Source organism: Arthrobacter sp. CG_A4 (genome assembly GCF_035985125.1).
GTDB lineage: Bacteria > Actinomycetota > Actinomycetes > Actinomycetales > Micrococcaceae > Arthrobacter.
In genome coordinates, this window is sequence record NZ_JAXCID010000011.1 from 70282 (window position 1) to 93676 (window position 23395).

Annotated in this window: 18 protein-coding genes; 13 read left to right on the plus strand and 5 right to left on the minus strand. The window is 68.2% G+C overall.

Annotated features, from left to right (window positions below; all coding sequences use genetic code 11):
• Window positions 1-16 precede the first annotated feature (16 nt).
• From glgX to RCH07_RS06990, 5 genes are all read left to right on the plus strand, one after another.
• Window positions 17-2284: a glycogen debranching protein GlgX gene (gene glgX / locus RCH07_RS06970; protein WP_326966734.1), complete on the plus strand. Its 2268-nt coding sequence runs from the start codon at window positions 17-19 to the stop codon at window positions 2282-2284.
• A complete protein-coding gene (gene treY, locus RCH07_RS06975; RefSeq protein WP_326966735.1) occupies window positions 2281-4608 on the plus strand; it encodes a malto-oligosyltrehalose synthase in 2328 nt (775 codons plus the stop codon). Before glgX ends, treY begins: the two co-directional genes overlap by 4 nt.
• A gap of 40 nt (window positions 4609-4648) precedes the next feature.
• A complete protein-coding gene (gene treZ, locus RCH07_RS06980; protein WP_326966736.1) occupies window positions 4649-6460 on the plus strand; it encodes a malto-oligosyltrehalose trehalohydrolase in 1812 nt (603 codons plus the stop codon).
• Window positions 6461-6500: 40 nt separating this feature from the next.
• On the plus strand, window positions 6501-7538 hold the full coding sequence (mgrA, locus tag RCH07_RS06985) for an L-glyceraldehyde 3-phosphate reductase (protein ID WP_326966737.1): 1038 nt from the start codon (window positions 6501-6503) through the stop codon (window positions 7536-7538).
• A 186-nt stretch (window positions 7539-7724) separates the two neighbouring features.
• Window positions 7725-8810 (plus strand): inositol-3-phosphate synthase, encoded by a 1086-nt coding sequence (locus RCH07_RS06990; protein WP_326966738.1) that lies wholly within the window; start codon window positions 7725-7727, stop codon window positions 8808-8810.
• A 106-nt stretch (window positions 8811-8916) separates the two neighbouring features.
• On the opposite strand, the gene RCH07_RS06995 is transcribed toward RCH07_RS06990, so the two are convergent.
• From RCH07_RS06995 to mshA, 3 genes are all read right to left on the minus strand, one after another.
• A complete protein-coding gene (locus tag RCH07_RS06995) occupies window positions 8917-9834 on the minus strand; it encodes a DUF559 domain-containing protein (RefSeq protein ID WP_326966739.1) in 918 nt (305 codons plus the stop codon).
• A 121-nt stretch (window positions 9835-9955) separates the two neighbouring features.
• A complete protein-coding gene (locus RCH07_RS07000) occupies window positions 9956-11728 on the minus strand; it encodes a formate--tetrahydrofolate ligase (protein ID WP_326966740.1) in 1773 nt (590 codons plus the stop codon).
• A 59-nt stretch (window positions 11729-11787) separates the two neighbouring features.
• On the minus strand, window positions 11788-13074 hold the full coding sequence (gene mshA, locus RCH07_RS07005) for a D-inositol-3-phosphate glycosyltransferase (RefSeq protein WP_326966741.1): 1287 nt from the start codon (window positions 13072-13074) through the stop codon (window positions 11788-11790).
• Window positions 13075-13186: 112 nt separating this feature from the next.
• Between mshA and RCH07_RS07010 the strand changes: the two genes are divergently transcribed.
• Entirely contained in the window at window positions 13187-13732 is a 546-nt protein-coding gene (locus tag RCH07_RS07010; protein WP_442784783.1) for a GNAT family N-acetyltransferase, read from the plus strand.
• A gap of 1 nt (window position 13733) precedes the next feature.
• Here RCH07_RS07010 and RCH07_RS07015 read toward each other — a convergent pair whose 3' ends face one another.
• Entirely contained in the window at window positions 13734-15152 is a 1419-nt protein-coding gene (locus RCH07_RS07015) for a family 4 glycosyl hydrolase (protein WP_326966743.1), read from the minus strand.
• A gap of 81 nt (window positions 15153-15233) precedes the next feature.
• On the opposite strand from RCH07_RS07015, the gene RCH07_RS07020 reads away from it, so the two are divergent.
• The 6 genes from RCH07_RS07020 (at window position 15234) to tsaD (ending at window position 20926) form a co-directional block, all read left to right on the plus strand.
• Window positions 15234-16325, plus strand: coding sequence for a carbohydrate kinase family protein (locus RCH07_RS07020; protein WP_326966744.1), 1092 nt, complete (start codon window positions 15234-15236; stop codon window positions 16323-16325).
• Between the two features lie 402 nt (window positions 16326-16727).
• Entirely contained in the window at window positions 16728-17969 is a 1242-nt protein-coding gene (gene alr / locus RCH07_RS07025; protein WP_326966745.1) for an alanine racemase, read from the plus strand.
• Window positions 17966-18622 (plus strand): tRNA (adenosine(37)-N6)-threonylcarbamoyltransferase complex ATPase subunit type 1 TsaE, encoded by a 657-nt coding sequence (gene tsaE / locus RCH07_RS07030; RefSeq protein ID WP_326966746.1) that lies wholly within the window; start codon window positions 17966-17968, stop codon window positions 18620-18622. The genes alr and tsaE overlap by 4 nt, the downstream gene beginning before the upstream one ends.
• Window positions 18616-19287: a tRNA (adenosine(37)-N6)-threonylcarbamoyltransferase complex dimerization subunit type 1 TsaB gene (gene tsaB / locus RCH07_RS07035; RefSeq protein WP_326966747.1), complete on the plus strand. Its 672-nt coding sequence runs from the start codon at window positions 18616-18618 to the stop codon at window positions 19285-19287. The genes tsaE and tsaB overlap by 7 nt, the downstream gene beginning before the upstream one ends.
• A 47-nt stretch (window positions 19288-19334) precedes the next feature.
• Entirely contained in the window at window positions 19335-19802 is a 468-nt protein-coding gene (gene rimI, locus RCH07_RS07040) for a ribosomal protein S18-alanine N-acetyltransferase (protein WP_326966759.1), read from the plus strand.
• Complete coding sequence (tsaD, locus tag RCH07_RS07045; protein WP_326966748.1) at window positions 19799-20926, plus strand: tRNA (adenosine(37)-N6)-threonylcarbamoyltransferase complex transferase subunit TsaD; 1128 nt, start codon at window positions 19799-19801, stop codon at window positions 20924-20926. The genes rimI and tsaD overlap by 4 nt, the downstream gene beginning before the upstream one ends.
• Before the next feature lie 24 nt (window positions 20927-20950).
• Here tsaD and RCH07_RS07050 read toward each other — a convergent pair whose 3' ends face one another.
• A complete protein-coding gene (locus RCH07_RS07050; RefSeq protein WP_326966749.1) occupies window positions 20951-22102 on the minus strand; it encodes a glutamate--cysteine ligase in 1152 nt (383 codons plus the stop codon).
• 334 nt (window positions 22103-22436) lie between these two features.
• Between RCH07_RS07050 and RCH07_RS07055 the strand changes: the two genes are divergently transcribed.
• On the plus strand, window positions 22437-23294 hold the full coding sequence (locus RCH07_RS07055) for a shikimate 5-dehydrogenase (protein WP_326966750.1): 858 nt from the start codon (window positions 22437-22439) through the stop codon (window positions 23292-23294).
• Window positions 23295-23395 lie beyond the last annotated feature (101 nt).

Consider the following 23395-nt stretch of genomic DNA (forward strand, 5'->3'; position numbering starts at 1 on the left):
CACACGAGGAGAACACATGGAAGTCTGGCCCGGAATGGCGTACCCGCTGGGAGCCACTTTTGACGGCACCGGCACCAACTTTGCCCTGTTTAGCGAACTCGCCGAGCGGGTGGAGCTCTGTATCCTCGCCGATGACCTGACCGAGACCCGGATCGAGCTGACCGAAGTGGACGGCTACGTGTGGCACTGCTACCTGCCGCTCATCCAGCCCGGCCAGAAATACGGCTACCGCGTCCATGGCCCGTACCAGCCGGAGACCGGGAACCGTTTCAACGCCAACAAGCTGCTGCTGGACCCCTACGCCAAGGCCATTCAGGGCCAGATCGACTGGGACCCGGCCCTCTTTTCCTACGAGTTCGGCGATCCGGACTCGCGCAACGACGGCGATTCCGCGCCGCACACCATGCACGGTGTGGTCATCAACCCGTTCTTCGACTGGGACGGCGACCGCCTCCTGCGCATCCCGTACCACGAATCGGTCATCTATGAGGCCCACGTCAAGGGCCTCACCGAGCTGCACCCGGAGATCCCGAAGGAACAGCGCGGCACGTACGCCGGAGTGTCGCACCCGGCCGTGATCGACCACCTCAAGAAGCTCGGCATCACCGCGATCGAGCTCATGCCCGTGCACCAGTTCATCAACGACGGCACCCTCGTGGAAAAGGGCCTCAACAACTACTGGGGCTACAACACCATCGGCTTCTTCGCCCCGCAGAACACCTACAGCTCCTCCGGCGACGTCGGGCACCAGGTCCAGGAGTTCAAGGCCATGGTCCGCGATCTGCACAAGGCCGGCATCGAGGTGATCCTGGACGTGGTCTACAACCACACCGCGGAGGGAAACCACCTGGGCCCCACGCTGTCCTTCAAGGGCATCGATAACCAGGCATATTACCGTCTGGTTGACGATGACCAGAAGCACTACATGGACTACACCGGAACCGGGAACTCGCTCAACGTCCGGCATCCGCACTCGCTGCAGCTGCTGATGGACTCCCTGCGCTACTGGGTGACGGAAATGCACGTGGACGGCTTCCGCTTCGACCTCGCCTCCACCCTGGCCCGCGAGTTCTACGACGTGGACAAGCTCTCCACCTTCTTCGAACTCATCCAGCAGGACCCGATCGTCTCCCAGGTCAAGCTGATCGCAGAACCGTGGGACATCGGCCCCGGCGGCTACCAGGTGGGCAACTTCCCGCCGCAGTGGACCGAGTGGAACGGCAAATACCGCGACACCGTTCGCGATTTCTGGCGCGGTGAGCCCTCCACCCTGGGCGAGTTCGCCTCGCGCCTGACCGGCTCGGCGGACCTGTACGAAAGCTCGGCGCGCCGGCCTGTCGCCTCCATCAACTTTGTCACCGCGCACGACGGCTTCACCATGCGCGACCTGGTCTCCTACAACGAGAAGCACAACGACGCCAACGGCGAAGGCAACAACGACGGCGAGTCCCACAACCGCTCCTGGAACTCCGGCGCCGAGGGGGACACCGACGACCCGAAAGTGCTGACCCTCCGGGCCCGCCAGCAGCGCAACTTCATCGCGACACTGCTGCTGTCCCAAGGTGTCCCGATGCTCCTGCACGGCGATGAGCTTGGCCGTACACAGCAGGGCAACAACAACACCTACTGCCAGGATTCCGAACTGAGCTGGGTGCACTGGGAAGCCATGGACCAGCCGCTGGTCGAATTTACGGCCTTTGTCAACAAGATCCGCCACGACCACCCGACCTTCCGGCGCAGCCGCTTCTTTGAGGGCCGCCCGGTGGTCCGCGGTGAGGGCGAGAAGCTGCCGGACATCGTCTGGCTGAAAACGGACGGCACAGAAATGCGACCGGAGGACTGGGACAGCGGCTTCGGCCGGACCATCGGCGTGTTTTACAACGGGCACGGCATCCAGGAGCAGGACTCCCGCGGGCGCCGGATCACCGACGACAGCTTCCTTCTAGGCTTCAATGCCCACGACGAAGACGTGGACTTTGCGCTGCCGCCCGAGGAATACTCGCGGTTCTGGGACGTGCTGGTGGACACCGCGGACCAAGCCGACACCGAGCAGCCGCTCAAGGCCGGATCGGTGCTGAAGCTGGCCGCCAAATCCATGGTGGTGCTCCGCGCGCACTCCGGCCCGGAGGTGGAAGTGGACTACTCCGCGGCCGCTTCCCTGGCCGCCATGGCCGAGCATGAGGACGAGGAAGAGGGCACCCGCACCTTGACCGCGGTGGAGGAAGGTCACCCCGTCACCATCGTTGCCCCCACAAAGACCGCCACGGAGGACCCGGCTTCATGAGGACGCCAGTCTCCACCTACCGGCTGCAGATCCGGTCCGGCTTCACCCTCCAGGATGCCGCCGACGCCGTACCGTACCTGAAGTCACTCGGTGCGGACTGGATCTACCTCTCGCCGATCCTGACGGCGGAGAAGGGCTCGGACCACGGCTACGACGTGACCGACCCCTCCGCGATCGACCCCGACCGCGGCGGGCCCGAGGGGCTCGCCGCGGCATCGGCGGCCGCCCGGAAAGCCGGCATGGGAGTGCTCGTCGACATTGTGCCCAACCACGTCGGCGTCGCCACCCCCGTCCAAAACCCGTGGTGGTGGTCGCTGCTGAAGGAAGGTCAGGGATCGCCCTACGCCCGCGCGTTCGACGTCGACTGGGACTTCGGCCACGGCAGGATCAGGATTCCCGTGCTGGGGGACGACTCGGATCTTGACGCGCTTGAGATCCGGGGCGGGGAACTGCGGTACTACGACCACCGCTTCCCGCTGGCCGAGGGCAGCTATACCGAGGGGGACGACCCCCGCGAGGTCCACCGCCGGCAGCACTACGAACTGGTCGGCTGGCGGCGTGCCGACAACGAGCTGAACTACCGCCGGTTCTTCGCCGTCAACAGCCTTGCCGGGATCCGGGTGGAGCTCCCGGAGGTCTTCGACGAAGCCCACGCCGAGATCGTCCGCTGGTTCCGGGACGGGCTGGTTGACGGGCTGCGGATTGACCACCCGGACGGTCTGGCCGACCCGGAAGGCTACCTCCGCCGGCTGCGCGAGGCCACCGGCGGCAGCTACCTGCTGATCGAGAAGATTCTCGAGCCGGGCGAGCAGCTCCCGGCCGGTTTCGACTGCGAGGGCACCACCGGCTACGACGCCCTCGCGGACGTGGACCGGGTCTTCGTTGACGCCGCAGGCCAGGAGCCGCTCGACGCGCTCGATTCCGGGCTGCGCGGGGGCCAAGCCGTGGACTACGAGGACATGATCCGCGGCACCAAGCGGCGGATCACCGACGGGATCCTGCATTCGGAGATGCGCCGGCTCGCGCGCCTGGTGCCTGCCCACGCCGGCCTCAATACCGACGCGGCCGCCGACGCACTGTCCGAGATCATCGCCGCGTTCCCGGTCTACCGCAGCTACCTTCCGGAGGGTGCGGACGTCCTGAAGGAAGCCTGCGGGCTTGCCGTCCGCCGCCGTCCGGAGCTGGCCGGCGCCGTCGGGGTGCTGCTTCCGCTGCTGCTCGACGCCGGTCCTGACGCCGGCGCGGAACTGGGACGCCGTTTCCAGCAGACCTCCGGCATGGTCATGGCCAAGGGCGTGGAGGACACCGCGTTCTTCCGCTACACCCGGCTGGGCACCCTCACCGAAGTCGGAGCCGATCCCACCGAGTTCTCCGTCTCGCCGGCGGAGTTCCACACCCGGATGACCCGCCGCCAGGCCGATCTCCCGCTGTCCATGACCGCGCTCAGCACCCACGACACCAAGCGCAGCGAGGACACCCGGGCGCGGATCTCCGTGATCGCCGAGCGTCCCGCCGAATGGAAAGCCGCCCTGTCCCGCCTGCAGGAACTGGCGCCGCTGCCCGACGGGCCGCTCGCCAACCTCTTGTGGCAGGCCGTCGCCGGCGCGTGGCCCGCGGACCGTGAACGGTTGCAGTCTTACGCCCGGAAAGCCGCCCGCGAGGCGGGGAACTCGACCGATTGGCTGGACCCGGACGCGGCCTTCGAGGACAAGCTGGCGGCCGCCGTCGACGCGGTCTTTGACAACCCCGCAGTCCGAACGGAACTGGACTCCCTCGTTGCCCTGCTGGAACCCTACGGCGCGGCCAACTCCCTCGGCGCCAAGCTAGTGCAGCTGACCATGCCGGGAGTCCCAGACGTCTACCAGGGCACGGAATTCTGGGACCGCTCGCTGACCGATCCGGACAACCGCAGGCCCTTCGACTTCGGTGCGCGCCGCGCGGCCCTGGCCGCGCTCGACGCCGGTGAGCGGCCGGCGTCGTACACCGACGACGCAGCGAAACTGCTGGTCACCTCGCGGGCGCTCCGCCTGCGCCGGGACCGGCCGGAGCTGTTCACCGGCTACACCCCGGTCCAGGCCACCGGCGCCGCCGCGGCGCACCTGCTCGGCTTCGACCGGGGCGGGACAGAAGGCGGCGGGGCGCTCACACTCGCTACCCGGCTGCCGCGCGGACTCGAACGGCAGGGCGGCTGGCAGGACACCGCCGTCGAACTTGCCACGGCCATGACGGATGAGTTGACCGGGCACACCTTTGGCCCCGGCCCGGTGCGCGTGGCCGGCATCCTGCGCGACTACCCGGTGGCCCTCCTGGTGCCCGCCGCCTAAGCAGTCCTTGAAGAACCGACATGGGGAACGGAAGAATGCCATGACCTTGCCTGCACACGGAACCGAACGCTTCGATCTCTGGGCGCCGGACGCGGAGTCAGTAACGCTGCTCGCCGACGGCCGGAAATACCCGATGAGCCGGGTCGTTGGAGCCGGCCGGGCCGGCGGAGGTCCGCCCGGCGCCGGCCCGGACGGCGACAACCAGGACGGCTGGTGGACGGCCGCCGGAGCCCCGGCCACCGGCGAGGTGGCCTACGGCTACCTCCTGGACGGGGACACGACGCCACTGCCGGACCCGCGGTCCCGTCGGCAGCCCGACGGCGTGCACTCGCTGTCGCGGACCTTCGACGCCGGCAGCCACGCCTGGGCTGACGGGCAGTGGGAGGGACGCGGGCTGCAGGGTGCGGTGATCTACGAGCTGCACCTGGGAACCTTCACCCCGGAGGGGACCCTGGACGCGGCCATCGGGAAGCTCAGCTACCTGGCTGAGCTCGGCGTCGACTTCGTGGAACTGCTCCCGGTCAACGGCTTTAACGGCACCCACAACTGGGGCTACGACGGCGTCCTGTGGTACGCCGTGCACGAAGGCTACGGCGGACCCGCCGCGTACCAGCGCTTCGTGGACGCGGCCCACGCCGCCGGCCTGGGAGTTATCCAGGACGTCGTCTACAACCACCTCGGGCCCAGCGGGAACTACTTGTCACGGTTCGGGCCGTACCTCAAGTCGGGGGAGGGCAACACCTGGGGCGACTCCGTCAACCTCGACGGCCCCGGCTCCGACGTCGTGCGCCAATACATCCTGGAGAACGCCGCCATGTGGCTCCGGGACTATCATGTGGACGGGCTGCGGCTGGACGCCGTGCACGCCTTCAAGGACGAACGGGCAGTCCACCTCCTGGAGGAGTTCGGCGCGCTCGCGGATCACATCTCCGCCGAAACCGGGCGTCCTGCCACGATGATCGCCGAGTCGGACCTCAACGATCCCCGGCTGCTGTACCCCCGGGATGTCAACGGCGACGGCCTGGCCGGGCAATGGAGCGATGACTTCCACCACGCGGTCCACGTCAACGTCAGCGGCGAGGCCACCGGCTACTACGCCGACTTCGAATCGCTCGGGGCGCTGGCCAAGGTCCTGGTTGACGGGTTCTTCCACGACGGCGGCTACTCCACTTTCCGGGAACGCCACCACGGCCGGCCCATCAACACCGGCATCGTCCACCCGTCGGCGCTGGTGGTCTGTAGCCAGAACCATGACCAGATCGGCAACCGGGCCACCGGTGACCGGCTGTCCCAGTCGTTGGGCTACGGGCAGCTGGCGCTCGCCGCCGTCGCGACCCTGACGTCGCCGTTCACGCCGATGTTGTTTATGGGCGAGGAATACGGCGCGACGACGCCGTGGCAGTTCTTCACGTCGCACCCGGAACCGGAGCTCGGCAAGGCCACCGCCGAAGGCCGGATCAGGGAATTCGAGCGGATGGGCTGGGACCCCGCCGTCGTGCCCGACCCGCAGGACCCCGGGACCTTCACCCGTTCCAAGCTCAATTGGGCCGAAGCCGCCGAAGGTGACCACGCCCGGCTGCTGGAACTCTACCGCTCGCTGATCGAACTCCGGCGCTCCACACCGGAGCTCGCCGGTCTGGGGTTCGAGGACACCGCGGTGGACTTCAGCGAGGCGGACGGCTGGCTCCTGTTGCGGCGCGGCGGCGTGGAAGTAGCGATGAACTTCTCCGCCGAACCGCGCGGTGTCGCCGTCACCGGTGCTTCGGTTGTGCTGGCCACCGACGACGGCGTGCGGCTCGGGACCGGGCGGCTGGACCTTCCCGGGCACAGCGCCGCAATTCTCTCGAAGTAGTTCTCTGCAAGTATTTTTTAGATGAGGCAGGATGGAATGTATGACTTATTCGGCAGCTGACACCCGCTACGACACAATGCCCTACCGCCGCGTGGGACGCAGCGGCCTGAAACTCCCCGCGATTTCGCTGGGCCTGTGGCACAACTTTGGGGACGACAAGACGTTCGAGGCCCAGCGCGCCATCCTGCGCCGCGCCTTCGATCTCGGCGTCAACCACTTTGACCTGGCCAACAACTACGGCCCGGCGGCCGGTTCGGCCGAGACCAACTTCGGCCGCCACCTCAAGGACGACTTCCGTCCCTACCGTGACGAGCTGGTCATCTCCACCAAGGCCGGCTACAACATGTGGCCGGGCCCGTTCGGCGAATGGGGCTCCCGCAAATACCTGCTCGCGAGCCTGGACCAGTCCCTGAACCGGATGGGCCTGGACTATGTGGACATCTTCTACAGCCACCGGCCGGACCCGGAGACCCCGATGGAGGAGACCATGGGCGCCCTGGACCAGGCGGTCCGCTCGGGCCGGGCCCTGTACGCCGGCATCTCCTCCTACACCCCGGAACAGACCCTCGAGGCCGCCCGCATCCTCAAGGAGCTCGGCACCCCGCTGCTGATCCACCAGCCCAGCTACTCCATGCTGAACCGCTGGACCGAGAACGGCAGCCCCAACCTTTACGAGGCGCTGGAACAGGTGGGTGCAGGATCCATCGCTTTCTCGCCGCTGGCGCAGGGCATGCTGACGGACCGCTACCTCAACGGCATCCCGGCCGATTCCCGCGCCGCCCAGGACAAGTCCCTGGACCAGTCGATGATCACGGAGGAAAACCTGGAGCGCGTGCGGGGCCTGCGCCGGATTGCCGAGGGCCGCGGACAATCGCTCGCCCAGCTGGCCATCGCATGGATCCTGCGCGAGCAGGGCAAGGGCTCGTCCGTGACGTCCGCGCTCGTGGGCGCCTCCAGCGTCCGGCAGCTCGAAGACACGCTGTCCGCCATCAACAGGCTCGACTTCACGGCCGGGGAACTCACCGCAATCGACGAGTTCGCCGTCGAGTCGGACATCAACCTGTGGGCCCAGAAGTAGCCCGCTAAGCGCCTGCGGTAACAGATTCGACGGCGGCGCCGGGAAGTCCGCGCCGGGAACAAGCGGAGCCCCGGCGCAGTTGAGTAGAATGCTAAGGGCGCCGTATGGCGCCGTGCCCGTCTGCCGCCGTCGCGCATCAGAGCGCGTCCGCGCCGGGCATAAGAAGTTTGTCCTCAAAGGAGTTCCGTGTCTTCACATCCGATTCGTGTTGCAATCGTCGGCGTAGGTAACTGTGCCACCTCGCTGGTCCAGGGCGTCCAGTACTACAAGGATGCAGATCCCCAGGCCACGATCCCGGGTTTGATGCACGTGAAGTTCGGCAAGTACCACGTCAACGATGTGCAGTTTGTCGCCGCTTTTGATGTGGATGCCAAGAAAGTCGGCCAGGACCTGTCCGCCGCCATCCTGGCCAGTGAGAACAACACCATCAAAATCGCCGATGTCCCGCCGGCCGGTGTCACCGTGCAACGCGGCCCCACCCTCGACGGGCTCGGCAAGTACTACCTCGAGACGATCGAGCAGTCCGCTGAGGAGCCGGTGGACGTCGTCCAGGCCCTTAAGGACGCCAAGGTGGACGTTATGGTCTGCTACCTTCCCGTCGGTTCGCAGGAAGCTGCCGAGTTCTACGCCCAGTGCGCGATCGATGCCGGCGCGGGCTTCGTCAATGCCCTGCCGGTCTTCATCGCCGGGACCAAGGCGTGGGCGGACAAGTTCACCGCCGCCGGCGTCCCGATCGTGGGCGACGACATCAAGAGCCAGATCGGTGCCACCATCACGCACCGGGTGATGGCCAAGCTGTTCGAGGACCGCGGCGTCACCCTGGACCGCACCTACCAGCTGAACGTCGGCGGCAACATGGACTTCAAGAACATGCTGGAGCGGGACCGCCTCGAATCCAAGAAGATCTCCAAGACCCAGGCCGTCACCTCCAATGTGGAGGCCGATATTGCGCCGCGCGACGTCCACATCGGCCCGTCGGACTACGTCCAGTGGCTCGACGACCGCAAGTGGGCCTTTGTCCGCCTTGAGGGCCGGAACTTCGGCGACGCCCCGGTGTCGCTGGAATACAAGCTGGAGGTCTGGGACTCGCCCAACTCCGCCGGCGTGATCATCGACGCCATCCGTGCCGCCAAGATCGGCCTGGACCGCGGCATCGGCGGCCCGCTGCTCTCGGCTTCGAGCTACTTCATGAAGTCCCCGCCGGAGCAGTTCAACGACGATCTCGCCCGGGAAAAGGTCGAGGCCTTCATCCGCGGCGACCTCGAGCGCTAACCGGCCTCCCCCTCCCGCCCCCTTCTCCTCCTCCTCTCGGTTGCCCTATCACTTGAGGTCCCCAAACCCCCGGTTTGGGCGCCGCAAGTGATAGGGCAACCGGCGTTTAGCGGCCGCGGAGCGCGAACCGGACTCTTTGGACGGCACCGCGGAAGTCATCCGCGAGGTCGTCGGCATTGAACTTGAAGTAGCGCCAGCCGGCCGCGTTGAACGATTCGTCGCGGCGATTGTCGCGGGACTGTTGTTCTTGGGTGAGGTGGTGGCCGCCGTCGTACTGGATGGCGGTCCGTTGCCTCCGGTAGCCAAGGTCCGCAGCGGGAGAGTAACGGTCGCCCGGCACCATCCGAAGCTGCAACTCGGGCTCAGGCAGCCCGGCAGCGGTCAACGCCAGGCGCAGGAACGTTTCCGGAGCGGAGTCGGAGCCTGGACGGATGAGCTCCAGTGCCAGGCGCGCTTTGACGATTCCTTTGAGCTTCGGGTGCCGTCTGAGCATCACCGCGAGCTGGGGGACCGTTGCCCACGGCTCCGTGCGGCCCTCAAGCTCAGGGCGGGGCCGCCGCACCAACTGGTCGCCGAGGGCGGCGAGATCCTTCAACGGCAGGATGCGGGCCAGGTCCAGCCAGGTCCGGGCGGGGGTTGAAATCCGGATTCCGTCCCAGACCATGAGTTCGTCGTCGAACGCCAGGACGGTGTGTCCGACCACGCCCGCACGCCGGACCGGCGGGAGCGCTCTGGGCTTGCTCAAATGCAGTTCCCGGCAGCCTCGGAACCACGACGGGAGCCACAGGCCCAGCAACATTGCAGCCGTGAGGTGCGAAATCCATGCGCCCGGCGTCGCGGCGGAGAGAGCCCGGGCCAGGCCGCGGAGTTCAAATTCCCAGCCGGTGGGCAGGTAGAGCAGCCGGCCGGCCGTCGCGAGATCGGAAGAACGGAGCCGGGAGCTGCCCATGGCCGCAGCCCGCGCCTCATAGACAGTGAACGGGGCCGAGGCGAGATGGGCCGGCAGAGCTGCTGAGGGTCGCATGCGGACCATTCTTGTCCGAACGCCGGTTCGCCGCTCGCGTTATCCACAGAGGCCTTTTGCGCTATCACTTTTGGTCCCCATTCCCCGGGAATGGCAGCCAAAAGTGATAGCGCAACGGGGATTAGAAGAGGCCGACCGGGTTGCCGTCGGCGTCGACGTCCATCCGCATGGCGGCCGGGACCTTGGGCAGGCCGGGCATTGTCATCACAGCTCCGGTGAGGGCCACAATGAAGCCTGCCCCGGTCTTGGGAATGAGGTCCCGTACGTGGACCGTGAAGCCCTTGGGCGCGCCGAGTTTGCTCGCGTCGTCGCTGAAGGAGTACTGGGTTTTCGCCATGCACACAGGGAAACCCGACCAGCCGTTCTTCTCGATCTCCGCGAGCCGCTTGAGCGCCGGCACCGAGAAGTCCACGCCGTCGGCCCCGTAGATTTCCTGCACGATGGTGCGGATCTTGTCCTCCACCGACATCTCCAGCGGGTACAGGTGGCGGAACGTGTGCGGCGTCTCGATGGCTGCGGCAACCTTGGCCGCCAGTTGGTCCCCGCCATCGCCGCCGCCGCCGCGGCCCCAGACATCCGCCACGGCCGCCTGGACACCCTCGGCTGCGCACCAGTGGAGCAGCCAGTCCAGTTCCGCCTGGGTATCGGTGGTGAACTTGTTGATCGCCACCACGGGCGTGATACCGAACTTCTCCACGTTCCGGACGTGCCGCCTGAGGTTCGCGACGCCGGCGGCCAGCGCCTCGACGTTGGGCTCCTTGAGCCGGTCTTTAGCGATGCCGCCGTGCATCTTGAGGGCCCGGATGGTTGCCACCAGGACCACGGCGGACGGTGCGACGTCGGCGATCCGCGCCTTGATGTCCATGAACTTCTCCGCCCCCAGATCGGCGCCGAACCCGGCCTCCGTGACGACGATGTCCGCCAGGCTGCGGGCGGTCTGCGTCGCGATCAGGGAGTTGCAGCCGTGCGCGATGTTGGCGAACGGGCCGCCGTGGACCAGCGCCGGGGTGCCGGCGATGGTCTGCACAAGGTTGGGCTTGATGGCGTCCTTGAGCAGCATGGTCAGGGCGCCCTGGACGCCAAGGTCGGCCACGGTGACCGGCTGCCGCTCGTAGGTGTAGCCGAAAGTGATCCGGCCGAGCCGTTCGCGGAGGTCGGCGATGTCCGTGGCGAGGCAGAACACGGCCATGATCTCCGAGGCTACGGTAATGTCGAAACCGTCCTGCCGCGGGATGCCCTGCGCCGGGCCGCCCAGGCCGATCACGACCTCCCGGAGGGACCGGTCGTTCATGTCCAGAACCCGTTTGAAGGTCATCCGGCGCGGGTCGATGTTCAGCTGGTTGCCCTGGAAGATGTGGTTGTCCACGAGCGCCATCAGGGCGTTGTTCGCCGAGGTGACGGCGTGGAAGTCGCCAGTGAAGTGCAGGTTGATTTCGTCCATCGGCAGCACTTGGGAGTAGCCGCCGCCCGTGGCCCCGCCCTTCATGCCCAGGATGGGACCCAGCGAAGGTTCGCGCAGCGCGATCATCACCTTGTGTCCGGCCCGGGCCAGGGAGTCCGCGAGCCCAACCGTGGTGGTGGACTTACCCTCGCCGGCGGGCGTCGGTGACATCGCGGAGACCAGCACCACTTTGCCGGGTGCACGGGCCGGTGCGCCGGCCCGGGACGCTGCCAGCTTCCCGGGATCGATCTTGGCCTTGTAGCGGCCGTAAAACTCCAGCGCCTCGGCGTTGATGCCGGCCGCGGCGGCGATTTCGCCGATCGGCCGCATCGTGGCCCGTTGCGCGATCTCCAGATCGCTAAGCGGAGCGCTTGAGGCGGCGGTCTCAGCGGCGGCCGGAGCGCCTGAGGCGGCGGCCTCAGCAGCGGCCCCGGCATGCGTAGGTTCAGACATCGTTGTCCTTCGGCTCGTGGCGTCGGTGGGTGTTCCGGCCAATGATTGCCGGCCGGCTGTTACCGGCCGATTGCCCCGGCTGCGGGCAGATGGCCCACCGGGACGGTCAGGTTTCCAAAATACTGGCTCAGGGCCGTGTGATAGCTCTCCACAGTAATCGCGGCGGTTCGTTGCCAGCCGAATTCCTGGGCGTGCAGGGAGGCGGCCCGGCCCATGTCCCCGCGGGTAGCCGGGTCGTCGTACAGGGCCTCGAGGGCGTCGGCCCAGTCGGCGGCCTTGTGGCCGTCCACCAGCAGGCCGGTGCGGCCATCGAAAATCGCGCGGGACAGCCCGCCCACCCTGGTGGCAACCACGGGGGTCCCGCAGGCCTGGGCCTCGAGGGCCACGAGGCCGAAGGACTCGCTGTAGGAAGGCATCACGACGACGTCGGCCGAGCGGTACCAGCCCGCGAGCTTCGGCGCGCTCACCGGCGAGTGGTGCGTGACGACGTCGTCCATTCCGGCGGAACTGATCAGCGACTTCAGGTCGAAGTCCTTGGCCCCGCTCACCGCGCCCAAAATGGTCAGCTGCAGGTCGATGTCCGGGCGGCGGGCCCGGAGCAACGCGGCCGCCTTGATGAGGATCTGCGGGCCCTTGAGCCGCTGGATCCGCCCGGCGAACAGCAGGTGGAACCTGCCCGGCGGCACCCCGTGGTGGGCCCGGGAGCGGCTCCGGAAGGCCGGAGTAAAGATGGTCAGGTCCACGCCGGGCGGCGCCACATCGATGCGGTCGCTCTCCGCGGTGTAGTGCGAGACGAGCTCGCCGGCTTCCGTGCCGGTGTTGGCGATCAGCCGGGTGGCGCCGTCGACGATCCGCTGCTCGCCGTCCTCGCGCCGGCGCGGCTCCGGCTGCTCACCGGATTCCAGCAGCAGGTTCTTCACCTTGGCCATGGTGTGCATCGTGTGCACCAGCGGCACCCCCCACAACCTGGCGAGCTCCAGCCCGGCCACACCGGACACCCAGTAGTGCGAATGGATCACGTCGTAGCGGCCGTGCGGCTGGAGCCGGCGGATCCTGTCGATCTCGGCCACCATGCTGTGCAGCAGTTCGGGCAGCTCCTCCTTGGGCAGCTTCCGCGGCGGCCCGGCCAGGACGTTGTGGACGCACACCCCCGGGGCAGGATGTTCGACGGCGGCCTGCCCGGCAGCGGTGGACCGGGTGAAGATCTCCACCTCGACGCCGGTCTCGGCGAGGGCCGCGGCCAGCGCGCGGATGTACACGTTCATGCCCCCGGCGTCGCCCGACCCCGGCTGCTCCATGGGCGAGGTGTGGAGCGAGAGGAAGGCGACGCGGCGGATCAGTGACATCCTGCTACTCTCCTGACCTATGCAACACCTGAACATGGATTCGATAAAACACTACTCCTGAAGTGCGGGCGGGTTCACCGGAGGGCTTTACCGGCCGGCGGCTGCTGCTAACGTGGCCGCTGTGAGCAGAAGCACGGAAACTGGGTCCCCGACGGCCGGCTGGGATATCCGGGAGGCCACGGCACAGGACTGGCCCGCAATCTGGGGGATCCTCGAGCCCGTTATCCGGGCGGGGGAGACCTTCACCTGGGACCGCGGCACCACCGAAGAGCGGGCCCGCGAACGGTGGTTCAAACAGGCCCCGGGACGGACGTTCGTCGCCGTCGGCCGCGGGGATCTCGACGGCGTCGTGCTGGGCACCGGGGAGCTGCACGCCAACCAGGGCGGCGCGGGAAGCCACGTGGCCAATGCCGGCTACATGGTCCACCCGGCGCACGCGGGCAAGGGCGTGGCGCGGGGGCTCTGCGCCTATTCCCTCGACGCCGCGCGCCGGGCCGGTTTCCGCGCCATGCAGTTCAACGCTGTAGTGGAAAGCAACGTCCGGGCCGTCGCGGCATGGCAGGGCCTGGGCTTCGAGGTGCTCGCCACCGTTCCTGAGGCGTTCCTTCACCCGCGCCTGGGCTATGTGGGCCTGCACCTGATGCACCGCACGCTGTAGCCTACGCTTCGCGCCAAAGCCGCTTCAGCTCCGGGAATGCGGCCTCGTAGCCGGTGAGCAGTTTCCCGCCGAGGACATCCGAGTCAACGAGGGGATGCCGGGCGAAGGCTGCCTGGGCCGCTTCCCGCCGGCCGGCCCCCGACGCAGGGCCGCCGCCTGTAGCCGGGCCGGGCGAGGTCGCCTGGACGACGAGCCGCTCCACGTCCTTGGTCCGCCGCATCAGCGCCAGTTCCGCCTCCGCCGGGCGATCCTGCGGCAGCGGCGCAACGCCGTCGGGCGTCACCCGGCATGGCACTTCGACGACGGCGTCCGCGGGCAGCCCCGGAATCGCGGGGCCCGCCGCGTCCGCAAGCGTGTTGGGTGTATTCAGGATCAGCTCCGCCCCGCCCCCGCCGGCGAGGGCGCGCATGACAGCCAGCGCGACGCGCTCGTAGCCGCCGCCGGCAAGGTCCGTCTCGTCCCGGCGCTCGCCGGCTGGCCGCGCCTCGGCGAGGTAGCCTTCCTCACGGGACCTCCGCGCGGCGTCCCAGAGCCTGAACGCCTCCGGACCCGCCGCCGCGAGCCGCGGGTAGAGCTCCGCCTGCTGCCGGTCAATGGACTCCCCGCGGGTCCGGGTGGAGGAACGGATGCCGGCCAGGGCACGGGCGGTCTCGTAGTAGTAGAAGAGGTACTCGTTTGGCAGGCAGCCCAGCCCGGCGAGGAAAGGCTGCGGAAACAGCCGGCCCTCCTCGAAACCGGCCAGGGCGCCGGCATCGGCCAACAGCCCCGGCAGCAGATCCCGTCCGCCGGACTCCAGCCGGTACAGCCAGCCGAGGTGGTTGAGGCCGTAGTAGCCGACGCCGTCGAGCCTGCCCTCTTGCAGCTCGACGCCGGCGGCCCGCGCCGCGCGGTGCACGAGCCCGCTGGCGGAGTCACAGATGCCGATCACTTTGGCGCCCAGCATGGGGGTCAGCGCCTCGGTGACCATGCCTGCCGGGTTGCTGAAGTTCAGCAGCCACGCATCCGGGCAGCGGCGGCGCATTTCCGCGGCGAGTTCCAGCATCCGGGGGATCGACCGCAGCGCGTAGGAGATGCCGCCGGCGCCTGTGGTCTCCTGGCCCAGGAGCCCCAGCCCCAGGGCGACCCGCTCGTCGGCGATGCGGCCGGCGGTGCCGCCGGGGCGGATCGCGGCAAACACCAGGTCCGTGCCGTCGAGGGCTTCGGGCAGGGACGTGGTGGCCCGGACCGCAGGGGGGTGGCCGCCGGCGGCCGGGGCCTGCCCCGCCAGGGCGGCCAGGACCGCCTCGATGGCGGCCAGCCGGCCGGCGTCGACGTCGTAAAGCACCAGTTCACGGACGAGCCCCGCGTAGGGCCCGGCGCAAAGTGCCCGGTAGACCAGCGGTACCCGGAATCCGCCGCCGCCGGCAATCATGAGCCGCATGCCGACAGTCTAATCATGCTGCCTCCTCCGGGCCGGGCGCACACCTTTCCAGCAGTACCTGGACGGCGTACTGTGCCATACATGGACGCGATGCCGACGCGGCGATTTGACCCACTTTCCTCCGTCCGGACCCCGGCGGCGGAAGACTTTGACCTGCTCCTGACCGGGACCGTGTTCCAGGACATCATCTTCACCGGCCTCCCGCACGCTCCCGTTGCCGGAACCGAAATCTGGAGCGAGGGAATGGGCAGCTGCCCCGGCGGCGTGGCCAACCAGGCCATCGCGGCTGCCAGGCTGGGCCTGCGGACCGGACTGGCAGCCGCCTTCGGCGATGACGGCTACGGTGACTACAACTGGAAGATCCTGGCCGGGCAGGAACACGTGGATCTGTCCCTGTCCCGGCGCATCCCCGGCTGGCATTCGCCCGTCACGGTGTCCCTGAGCGTTGAGCAGGACCGGTCCATGGTGACGCACGGCCATCCGGCCCCGGTGAGCTCCACGGAACTGATCGGCTGCCCGCCGCCCGCGCTCGCCGCCGTCGCCGGCCTTGATGAGGAAATGGAGCCGTGGGCCCTCGATGCGCACAAGGCTGGAGTCCGGCTGTTCGGCGACGTCGGCTGGGACCCCACCGGGGCGTGGGCGCCCGCCCGGCTGGACAATCTGCAGTACTTCCATGCCTTTATGCCCAACCAGCGCGAGGCGATGGCGTTCACCAAGCGCGACAATGCGTGGTCTGCGCTCTACTCCCTCGCGGACAAGGTGCCTGTGGCGGTGGTGACCCTGGGCCCGCAGGGTGCCATGGCCGTGGACTCCGAAACCGGGGAAGAAGAGTGGGTGCCGTCCCTTCCGGTCTCGGCCTTTGATCCGACCGGGGCGGGGGACTGCTTCGGCGCCGCCTTCATCGTCGGTTGCCTGGCCGGCTGGCCGTTGGGGGACAGGCTGCGGTTTGCCAACCTGTGCGCGGCGCTGGCTGTGCAGGAGGTCGGCGGCTCGCTGGCCGCACCGGGCTGGGGGGATATTTCCGACTGGTGGCAACGCGCCAACGCCCGCAAGGAACGGCAGGGCAGCCAGTGGCTGCGGCGCTACTGCTTCCTGGAAGAGATCATCCGCGACGTGCCGCAGGAGGCGCTGCGGAGGGCGACGGCGACCATCGCGCACCTGTCGGACGCGTAAGTGTCCCGTTTTTGTGCTTGAGCGCGGCTGGACATGTCCTCCGCTGGGGCGTTGGGATGGACATAGTGCCATTGTGCGCACTGCTTGGTGCGAAGAATGGGCATGTCCCGTGCCTGGGAGTGGCTCCGGTTCTGGTTACCGTGGGACATGTCCTCTGCGCGGCCCGGGGGATGGACATAGTGCCATTGTGCGCACTGCTTGGTGCGAAGAATGGGCATGTCCCGTGCCTGGGAGTGGCTCCGGGTCTGGTTGCCGTGGGACATGTCCTCTGCGCGGCCCGGGGGATGGACATGGTGCCATTGTGCGCACTCTTTGGCGCGAAGAATGGGCATGTCCCGCGGGGCGGGGTTGGCCGCTGCGCACGGATTCAGTGCTGCGCGCTGTCGCCCCTAGAATCGTTAAGTGACTTACCCAGCAGCAACAGGCGACTCCCGGCCAGTTTCGGGAGCCGTGCCGGCCTACGTCGAGGAACGTTCGGCAGTAATCGACCTCGAGGCCATCCGGCACAACGTGCGGCGGCTCGCGGCCATGGCCTCGCCCGCCCAGCTCATGGCGGTGGTCAAGGCCGACGCTTACGGCCACGGCGCCGTTCCGGTGGCCCGGGCCGCGCTCGGCGCCGGTGCCAGCTGGCTGGGAGTCGCCCACATCTCCGAGGCCCTGGCCCTGCGCGCCGCCGGTATCGAGGCGCCCCTGCTGGCCTGGCTGCACACCCCGGAGAGTAACTTCGCCGCCGCCGTCGCCGCCGGAATCGACATTGGCTGCTCCGGCTGGGAACTGCAGCGGATCGTGGCGGCGGCCCGCGCCCAGGAACGGCCCGCCCGTGTCCATCTGAAGGTGGACACCGGTCTGGGCCGCAATGGGGCCACCCTCAATGCCTGGGACAGCCTCGTCGGCGAAGCCATGGACTACCAGGACCAGGGGCTGCTGCGGGTGGTGGGGGTCTTCTCACACCTGGCGGTAGCGGACGAGCCGGACCGCCCGGAAACGGATGAGCAGCTTGAGGCCTTCCGCGAAGTCCTCGCCATCGCGCACGACGCCGGCGTGGACCCCGAGGTCCGGCACCTCGCCAATACCCCGGCCACGCTGTCTCGCCCCGATACGCATTTTGACCTGGTCCGCGTGGGACTGGGCCTCTACGGGCTGTCCCCGTTCGAAGGACAGAGCTCCAAAGAACTGGGCCTGCGCCCCGCCATGACACTCCGGACGGTGGTCTCGCATTGCAAGGACGTTCCCGACGGGCAGGGCGTCTCCTACGGACTGAACTACCGTACCCGCGGCGCCAGTACGCTGGGGCTCATCCCCCTCGGCTATGGCGACGGCGTTCCGCGCGTCGCCACCGGCGGCCCGGTTCGGGTGGAAGGCGTGAACTATCCAGTGGTGGGCCGCATCGCGATGGACCAGATGGTGATTGACTTCGGACCGCTCCACGTCTCGGCCGGCGGGCGCAGCCTCCTAGGCGCCGAGGCCGTGCTGTTTGGCGACGGCGCCGACGGCGGACCCACGGCGGAGGACTGGGCCAGGGCTGCCGGCACCAACAACTACGAGATCGTCACCCGGATCAGCCCCCGGGTGCCGCGCCGCTACATCAATGAGGAACCGGACCGCAGCGCGGCGCAGGACGTCCCGGCAGGACCGCGGCAGTGACCGCCCCGGCCTGGGAGCAGACCCTCAACGTCCGGACCGCGGAACAGACGCACGCCCTCGGTGCGGCCCTCGGTGCCCGGCTCGGGGCCGGCGATCTGCTGGTCCTCACCGGCGAACTCGGCGCGGGAAAGACCACCTTTACGCAGGGACTCGGGGAAGGACTGGGCGTCCGTGCCGGCATCATCTCCCCGACCTTCGTGCTGGTCCGCATCCACCCGAACCTGGCCGATGGGCTGCGTCCCGGGGGGCCGGACCTTGTGCACGTGGACGCCTACCGGCTGGGTTCGGCCGCCGAAATCGACGACATCGACCTGGAAAACACCATGGACAGTGCCGTGACAGTGGTGGAATGGGGCCGCGGCCGGGTGGAGCATCTGAGCGACAGCCGGCTCGAGGTGGATCTGGTCCGCAGCCTCGGCGGTGCCGCCGCCGCTGTCACCCTGGACTTTGATACGGACGACGACGACGAGCCCCGCACGGTGGTGATCCGCGGCTTCGGCCCGCGCTGGGTGCACGCGCCGGTATTGCACTCGCCGGTACTGCCCGAGCCCACGCCCGAGCCCGAGCCCACGCCCACGCCCACGCCCGAGCCCGAGCCCACGCCCACGCCCGAGCCCGAGCCCGAGCCCACGGAACGGAACTCCCGATGCTGATTCTTGCCATCGACACCTCGGCCGTGGCCAGCGCCGCCCTCCTCTCCGACGACGCCCTGGAATCCCTGATCGGCAGCTTTTCCACCGCGGACACCCGGAGCCATGCCGAAGTCCTGGCCCCGGGCATCGAGAAGCTCCTCGCCGGGGCGGGCCTGGGCGGAGCCGACGTCGACGCGATCGTCACCGGGGTGGGCCCCGGCCCGTTCACCGGCCTGCGCTCCGGAATCGTCACCGCCCGCACCCTAGCTTTCGCCTGGGGCAAACCGCTGTACGGACTGATGAGCCTGGACGCCATCGCCCTTGAAGTGGCGGAGTCCACCGACGCGGCGCCGGAGTTCCTCGTGGCCACGGATGCGCGGCGCAAAGAGGTCTACTGGGCCCGCTACGCCCTGGCCGGCGGCCAACTCCCGCAACTGACGGACGGACCCCATGTGGGATTCGCCGCGGACCTCCCCGGGCTTCCGGTCTACGGTGCCGGGGCCGGAATCTACTCCGACGTCGTCAAGGCAGTCCCCGGTTTCAGTACCCGGCAGCCCGAAGCCCTCTCCCTGGGCCAGTTTGCGCTGGCCCGGCTCGCAGCCGGGGAAAAGCTGCTGGACTCGACCCCGCTGTACCTGCGCGAGTCCGATGCCCGGGTTCCGGGCCCCCGGAAGAGGGCACTGTGACCGGCCCGGCAGAAGTTCGGGCCCCGGGCGAGGCAACGCTGCGGGAAATGACCGCCAGGGACATTCCCGCAGTTCACGAACTCGAGTGCCGGCTGTTTCCGGTGGACGCCTGGCCGCTTCAGATGTTCGTCGATGAGCTCTCGCAGGCCGAGACCCGGCACTACCTTGTGGCCGAGCACGCCGGGACAATCGTGGGTTACGCCGGGCTGATGTGCATGCAGCCGATCGCGGATGTCCAGACCATCGCCGTCGTCCCCGAGCAGGAGGGTAAGGGGATCGGCTCCGCCCTGCTCACCGGGCTCATCCGCGAGAGCCGGAGCCGGCACGCCGAGGACGTGCTGCTGGAAGTCCGCGCCGACAACCCCCGCGCCCAGCAGCTCTACCGCCGTTTCGGATTCGAACAGATCCACATCCGGCCGCGCTACTACCGCGACGGCGTCGACGCACTGATCATGCGGCTCCGGCTCACCGGCGCACGCTCCGACACCACACCCCGGGAAGCAGACCGCCCATGAACCGCCCCCAGTACAGAGACGGGCCGCTGGTCCTTGGCATTGAGTCCTCCTGCGACGAGACCGGCGTCGGGATTGTTCGCGGGACCCGGCTGCTGAGCAACACCGTGGCCTCCTCGATGGAGGAGCATGTCCGGTTCGGCGGCGTCATTCCCGAGATCGCATCCCGCGCCCACCTCGACGCGTTCGTCCCGACCCTCCGGGAATCGCTGGCCGAAGCCGGTGTGACCCTGGCGGACATCGATGCCATCGCCGTCACTTCCGGTCCCGGACTCGCCGGAGCCCTGATGGTCGGCGTCTGCGCGGCCAAGGCCCTCGCCGTCGCCACCGGTAAACCGTTGTACGCGATCAACCACCTTGTGGCTCATGTCGGCGTGGGCCTGCTCCGGGCGGACGACGGCGGGGCACCGCCGTCGGGGGCGCTGCCGGAAACCCTGCCGGAGACCTTTCCGGACAATTTGGGCGCGCTGCTTGTCTCCGGCGGCCACACCGAGATCCTGCGGATCCGGAACATCACGGACGACGTCGAACTGCTCGGCTCCACGATTGACGACGCCGCCGGCGAGGCATATGACAAGGTGGCGCGGCTGCTGGGCCTGGGCTATCCGGGCGGCCCGGCCATCGACAAGCTGGCGCGCACGGGCAACGCCAAGGCGATCCGATTCCCCCGCGGCCTCACCCAGCCGAAGTACATGGGCACCGCCGATGAACCCGGACCGCACCGCTACGACTTCTCCTTCAGCGGACTCAAGACCGCCGTCGCCCGCTGCGTCGAGCAATTCGAAGCCCGCGGCCAGCCGGTCCCGGTGGCGGACATCGCCGCAGCCTTCCAGGAAGCCGTGGTGGATGTGATTACGTCCAAGGCCGTGCTGGCCTGCCGGGAGAACGGCATCACCGAGCTGCTGCTGGGCGGCGGTGTGGCCGCGAACTCGAGGCTGCGCCAGCTGACCGAGCAGCGTTGCAGTGCCGCCGGGATCCGTCTGACCGTCCCGCCGCCGGGGCTGTGCACCGACAATGGCGCCATGGTGGCGGCCCTCGGGGCCCAGCTGGTGATGGCCGGGATTGGGCCGAGCGGCATCGGCTTCGCACCGGATTCGTCCATGCCGGTCACCACCATCTTCGCCTGAGGCGCAGGCCCGGAACGTCCGGAGTCAGGCTTCGGGGCCCTTGCGCATCTGCTTGACCAGGTCCAGGACGACGGCGCGCAGGTCGCCGTCGTGCTCTGCCGCCACGCGGCGCTGGCGCTGGTAGCCGGCACCGCGCTCAATGATCGTCAGGACATCGGCCAGCTCGGCGGAACAGTTGAGCTTAACCGCGACGGGCTTAAGCCGCCTGACCGTCTCGCGGATGTGGTCCGTGACGAGTTGTTCGTTGCCTTCGGCGTCGAGGATGATGATGGCGTCCAGGCCGTAGCGGGCCGCCCGCCACTTGTTTTCCTGGACATGCCAGGGCGGCATGGTGGGGATGGTGCCGCCGTCGTCCAGCGTGGTGGATAACTCGTCGACCAGACACTGGGTCAGGGCAGCGATGGCGCCGACCTCCTCCAGAGTGGCCAGGCCGTCGCAGATGCGCATCTCGATGGTGCCGAGGTTGGGGACAGGCCGGATGTCCCAGCGGATCTCGGAGAGCGTGTCGATCACACCGGTGGTGAACATGTCCTGGACGTAGGACTCGTAGTCCTCCCAGCTGGAGAACTGGAACGGCAGGCCGGCGGTAGGCAGCTGCTGGAACATGAGGGCACGGTGCGAGGCATAGCCGGTGTCCTCGCCGCCCCAGAACGGGCTGGACGCGGAGAGCGCCTGGAAGTACGGGAAATAGTTGACCAGGCCGTCCAGCACGGGAAGGACCTTGTCCCGGCTGTCGAGGCCGACGTGCACGTGGACGCCGTAGATGACCATCTGGCGGCCCCACCACTGGGTGCGGTCAATGAGCTTCGCGTAGCGAGCCTTGTCGGTCACGGGCTGGAGCTGGGGCGGGCTGAAGGGGTGGCTCCCGGCGCAGAAGATCTCCACACCCATGAGATCAGTGACTTCCCGGACCGCGGCCAGCGAACTTTCCAGGTCAGCTTTCGCTTCCGCAACCGTGGTGCAGATCCCAGTGACCAGTTCCACGGTGTTCAACAGCAGTTCCTGCTTGATGTGGGGGTGCTCGTCGTCCTCGTTCAGCTCGGGATGCCGGGCGGCAACGCCGCGGAGCACCTCATTGGCGACCGAGGACAGCTCGCCGGTTTCCGCGTCGACGAGGGCAAGCTCCCATTCCACACCAAGAGTTGATTGCCTTGATGAAGCGAAGTCAATCTTCATGTGGTCCCTTCACTGTTCTGCTGTGACGTTGCCGCAACTCCGGCTGGCAAAGTCACGGGCGGAGTCGCCGGACAGTTGGCAGGGCAACGGTGGTCCAAGTCTAGTGCAGGGGCAGCGCCGGGACGGTGGCCAGGTTGCGGCGTAGACGTGAAAGTGTTCACAAATGGACCCCGGCCGCTGCGGTGCTCAGCGCAGTCCCGGTACAGGCCCCCGCGCCCGCCTCTTGCCCGGCGCGTCTTTACCGCCGCGTCGCTGCCGGCTCCGCCGGCCATTGGCCTCTGTGCCGTCGAAGCATCGCGCCGCCGTTTTGTGCGGGCTGTCGTTTAATGAAGGGGTGCCCATCCTGGATAAAGACATGACCCTGTGCATCTCCCTCTCGGCCCGCCCGAGTAACAACGGGACGCGCTTCCACAACCACTTGTATGGACAGCTGGGCCTGAACTGGATCTACAAGGCCTTCGCCCCGACCGATCTGGCGCAGGCGATCGCCGGCGTGCGCGGCCTCGGAATCCGCGGTTGCGCGGTCTCAATGCCGTACAAGGAAGCTGTCATTGCCCTCGTGGACGTGATGGACCCCTCCGCGAAGGCCATTGACTCGGTCAACACGATCGTTAACGACGGCGGCCGGCTCACCGCCTACAACACCGACTACACGGCCATCGAGCAGCTGCTGCAGCGCAATGCCGTGCCGAGTTCGTACTCCGTGCTGTTGAAGGGTTCCGGCGGTATGGCCAAGGCCACCGTGGCAGCGCTGCGGGACGCCGGATTCACGGACGTCACGGTGATCGCCCGCAACGAGGCCGCCGGGCGGACGCTCGCGGAGCTGTACGGCTTCAAGTGGTGTTCGGAACTGGGCAGTGCAGATGCCGACGGCGGTGCCGGCACGGGTATGGCGGACATGCTCATCAACGTCACACCCATCGGTATGGCAGACAGTGTGGCGGGCGGCGCCGATGCGGGGGCGCTGTCCTTCCCGCAGGAAGCCGTCGACGCCGCGACGGTGGTGTTCGACGTCGTCGCGCTGCCGGCGGAAACTCCGCTGATCCGGGCCGCCCGTGCAGCCGGCAAGACCGTTATTACCGGCGCCGAGGTGGCCACCATCCAGGCGCTGGAACAGTTTGTGCTCTACACCGGCATCCGGCCCAGTGATGAGCAGATCCGGGCCGCTGAGGACTTTATGCGGGGGCAGTAAATATGGTGCAGTAAATCGGGCGCGGCGGCACGACCCGGGGGGGGGCAGGTCCGGCCCGGGTGCTCCACCCCGTTACCCCTGGACCTCACCTCCCGATGAAT

Excerpts from the sequence above, each read along its gene's own strand:
- glgX (WP_326966734.1), top strand. The coding sequence starts at position 17 with ATGGAAGTCTGGCCCGGAATGGCGTACCCGCTGGGAGCCACTTTTGAC.
- treY (WP_326966735.1), top strand. The coding sequence starts at position 2,281 with ATGAGGACGCCAGTCTCCACCTACCGGCTGCAGATCCGGTCCGGCTTC.
- treZ (WP_326966736.1), top strand. The coding sequence starts at position 4,649 with ATGACCTTGCCTGCACACGGAACCGAACGCTTCGATCTCTGGGCGCCG.
- mgrA (WP_326966737.1), top strand. The coding sequence starts at position 6,501 with ATGACTTATTCGGCAGCTGACACCCGCTACGACACAATGCCCTACCGC.
- RCH07_RS06995 (WP_326966739.1), bottom strand. The coding sequence starts at position 9,834 with ATGCGACCCTCAGCAGCTCTGCCGGCCCATCTCGCCTCGGCCCCGTTC.
- RCH07_RS07000 (WP_326966740.1), bottom strand. The coding sequence starts at position 11,728 with ATGTCTGAACCTACGCATGCCGGGGCCGCTGCTGAGGCCGCCGCCTCA.
- mshA (WP_326966741.1), bottom strand. The coding sequence starts at position 13,074 with ATGTCACTGATCCGCCGCGTCGCCTTCCTCTCGCTCCACACCTCGCCC.
- RCH07_RS07015 (WP_326966743.1), bottom strand. The coding sequence starts at position 15,152 with ATGCGGCTCATGATTGCCGGCGGCGGCGGATTCCGGGTACCGCTGGTC.
- RCH07_RS07020 (WP_326966744.1), top strand. The coding sequence starts at position 15,234 with ATGGACGCGATGCCGACGCGGCGATTTGACCCACTTTCCTCCGTCCGG.
- tsaB (WP_326966747.1), top strand. The coding sequence starts at position 18,616 with ATGCTGATTCTTGCCATCGACACCTCGGCCGTGGCCAGCGCCGCCCTC.
- rimI (WP_326966759.1), top strand. The coding sequence starts at position 19,335 with ATGACCGCCAGGGACATTCCCGCAGTTCACGAACTCGAGTGCCGGCTG.
- tsaD (WP_326966748.1), top strand. The coding sequence starts at position 19,799 with ATGAACCGCCCCCAGTACAGAGACGGGCCGCTGGTCCTTGGCATTGAG.
- RCH07_RS07050 (WP_326966749.1), bottom strand. The coding sequence starts at position 22,102 with ATGAAGATTGACTTCGCTTCATCAAGGCAATCAACTCTTGGTGTGGAA.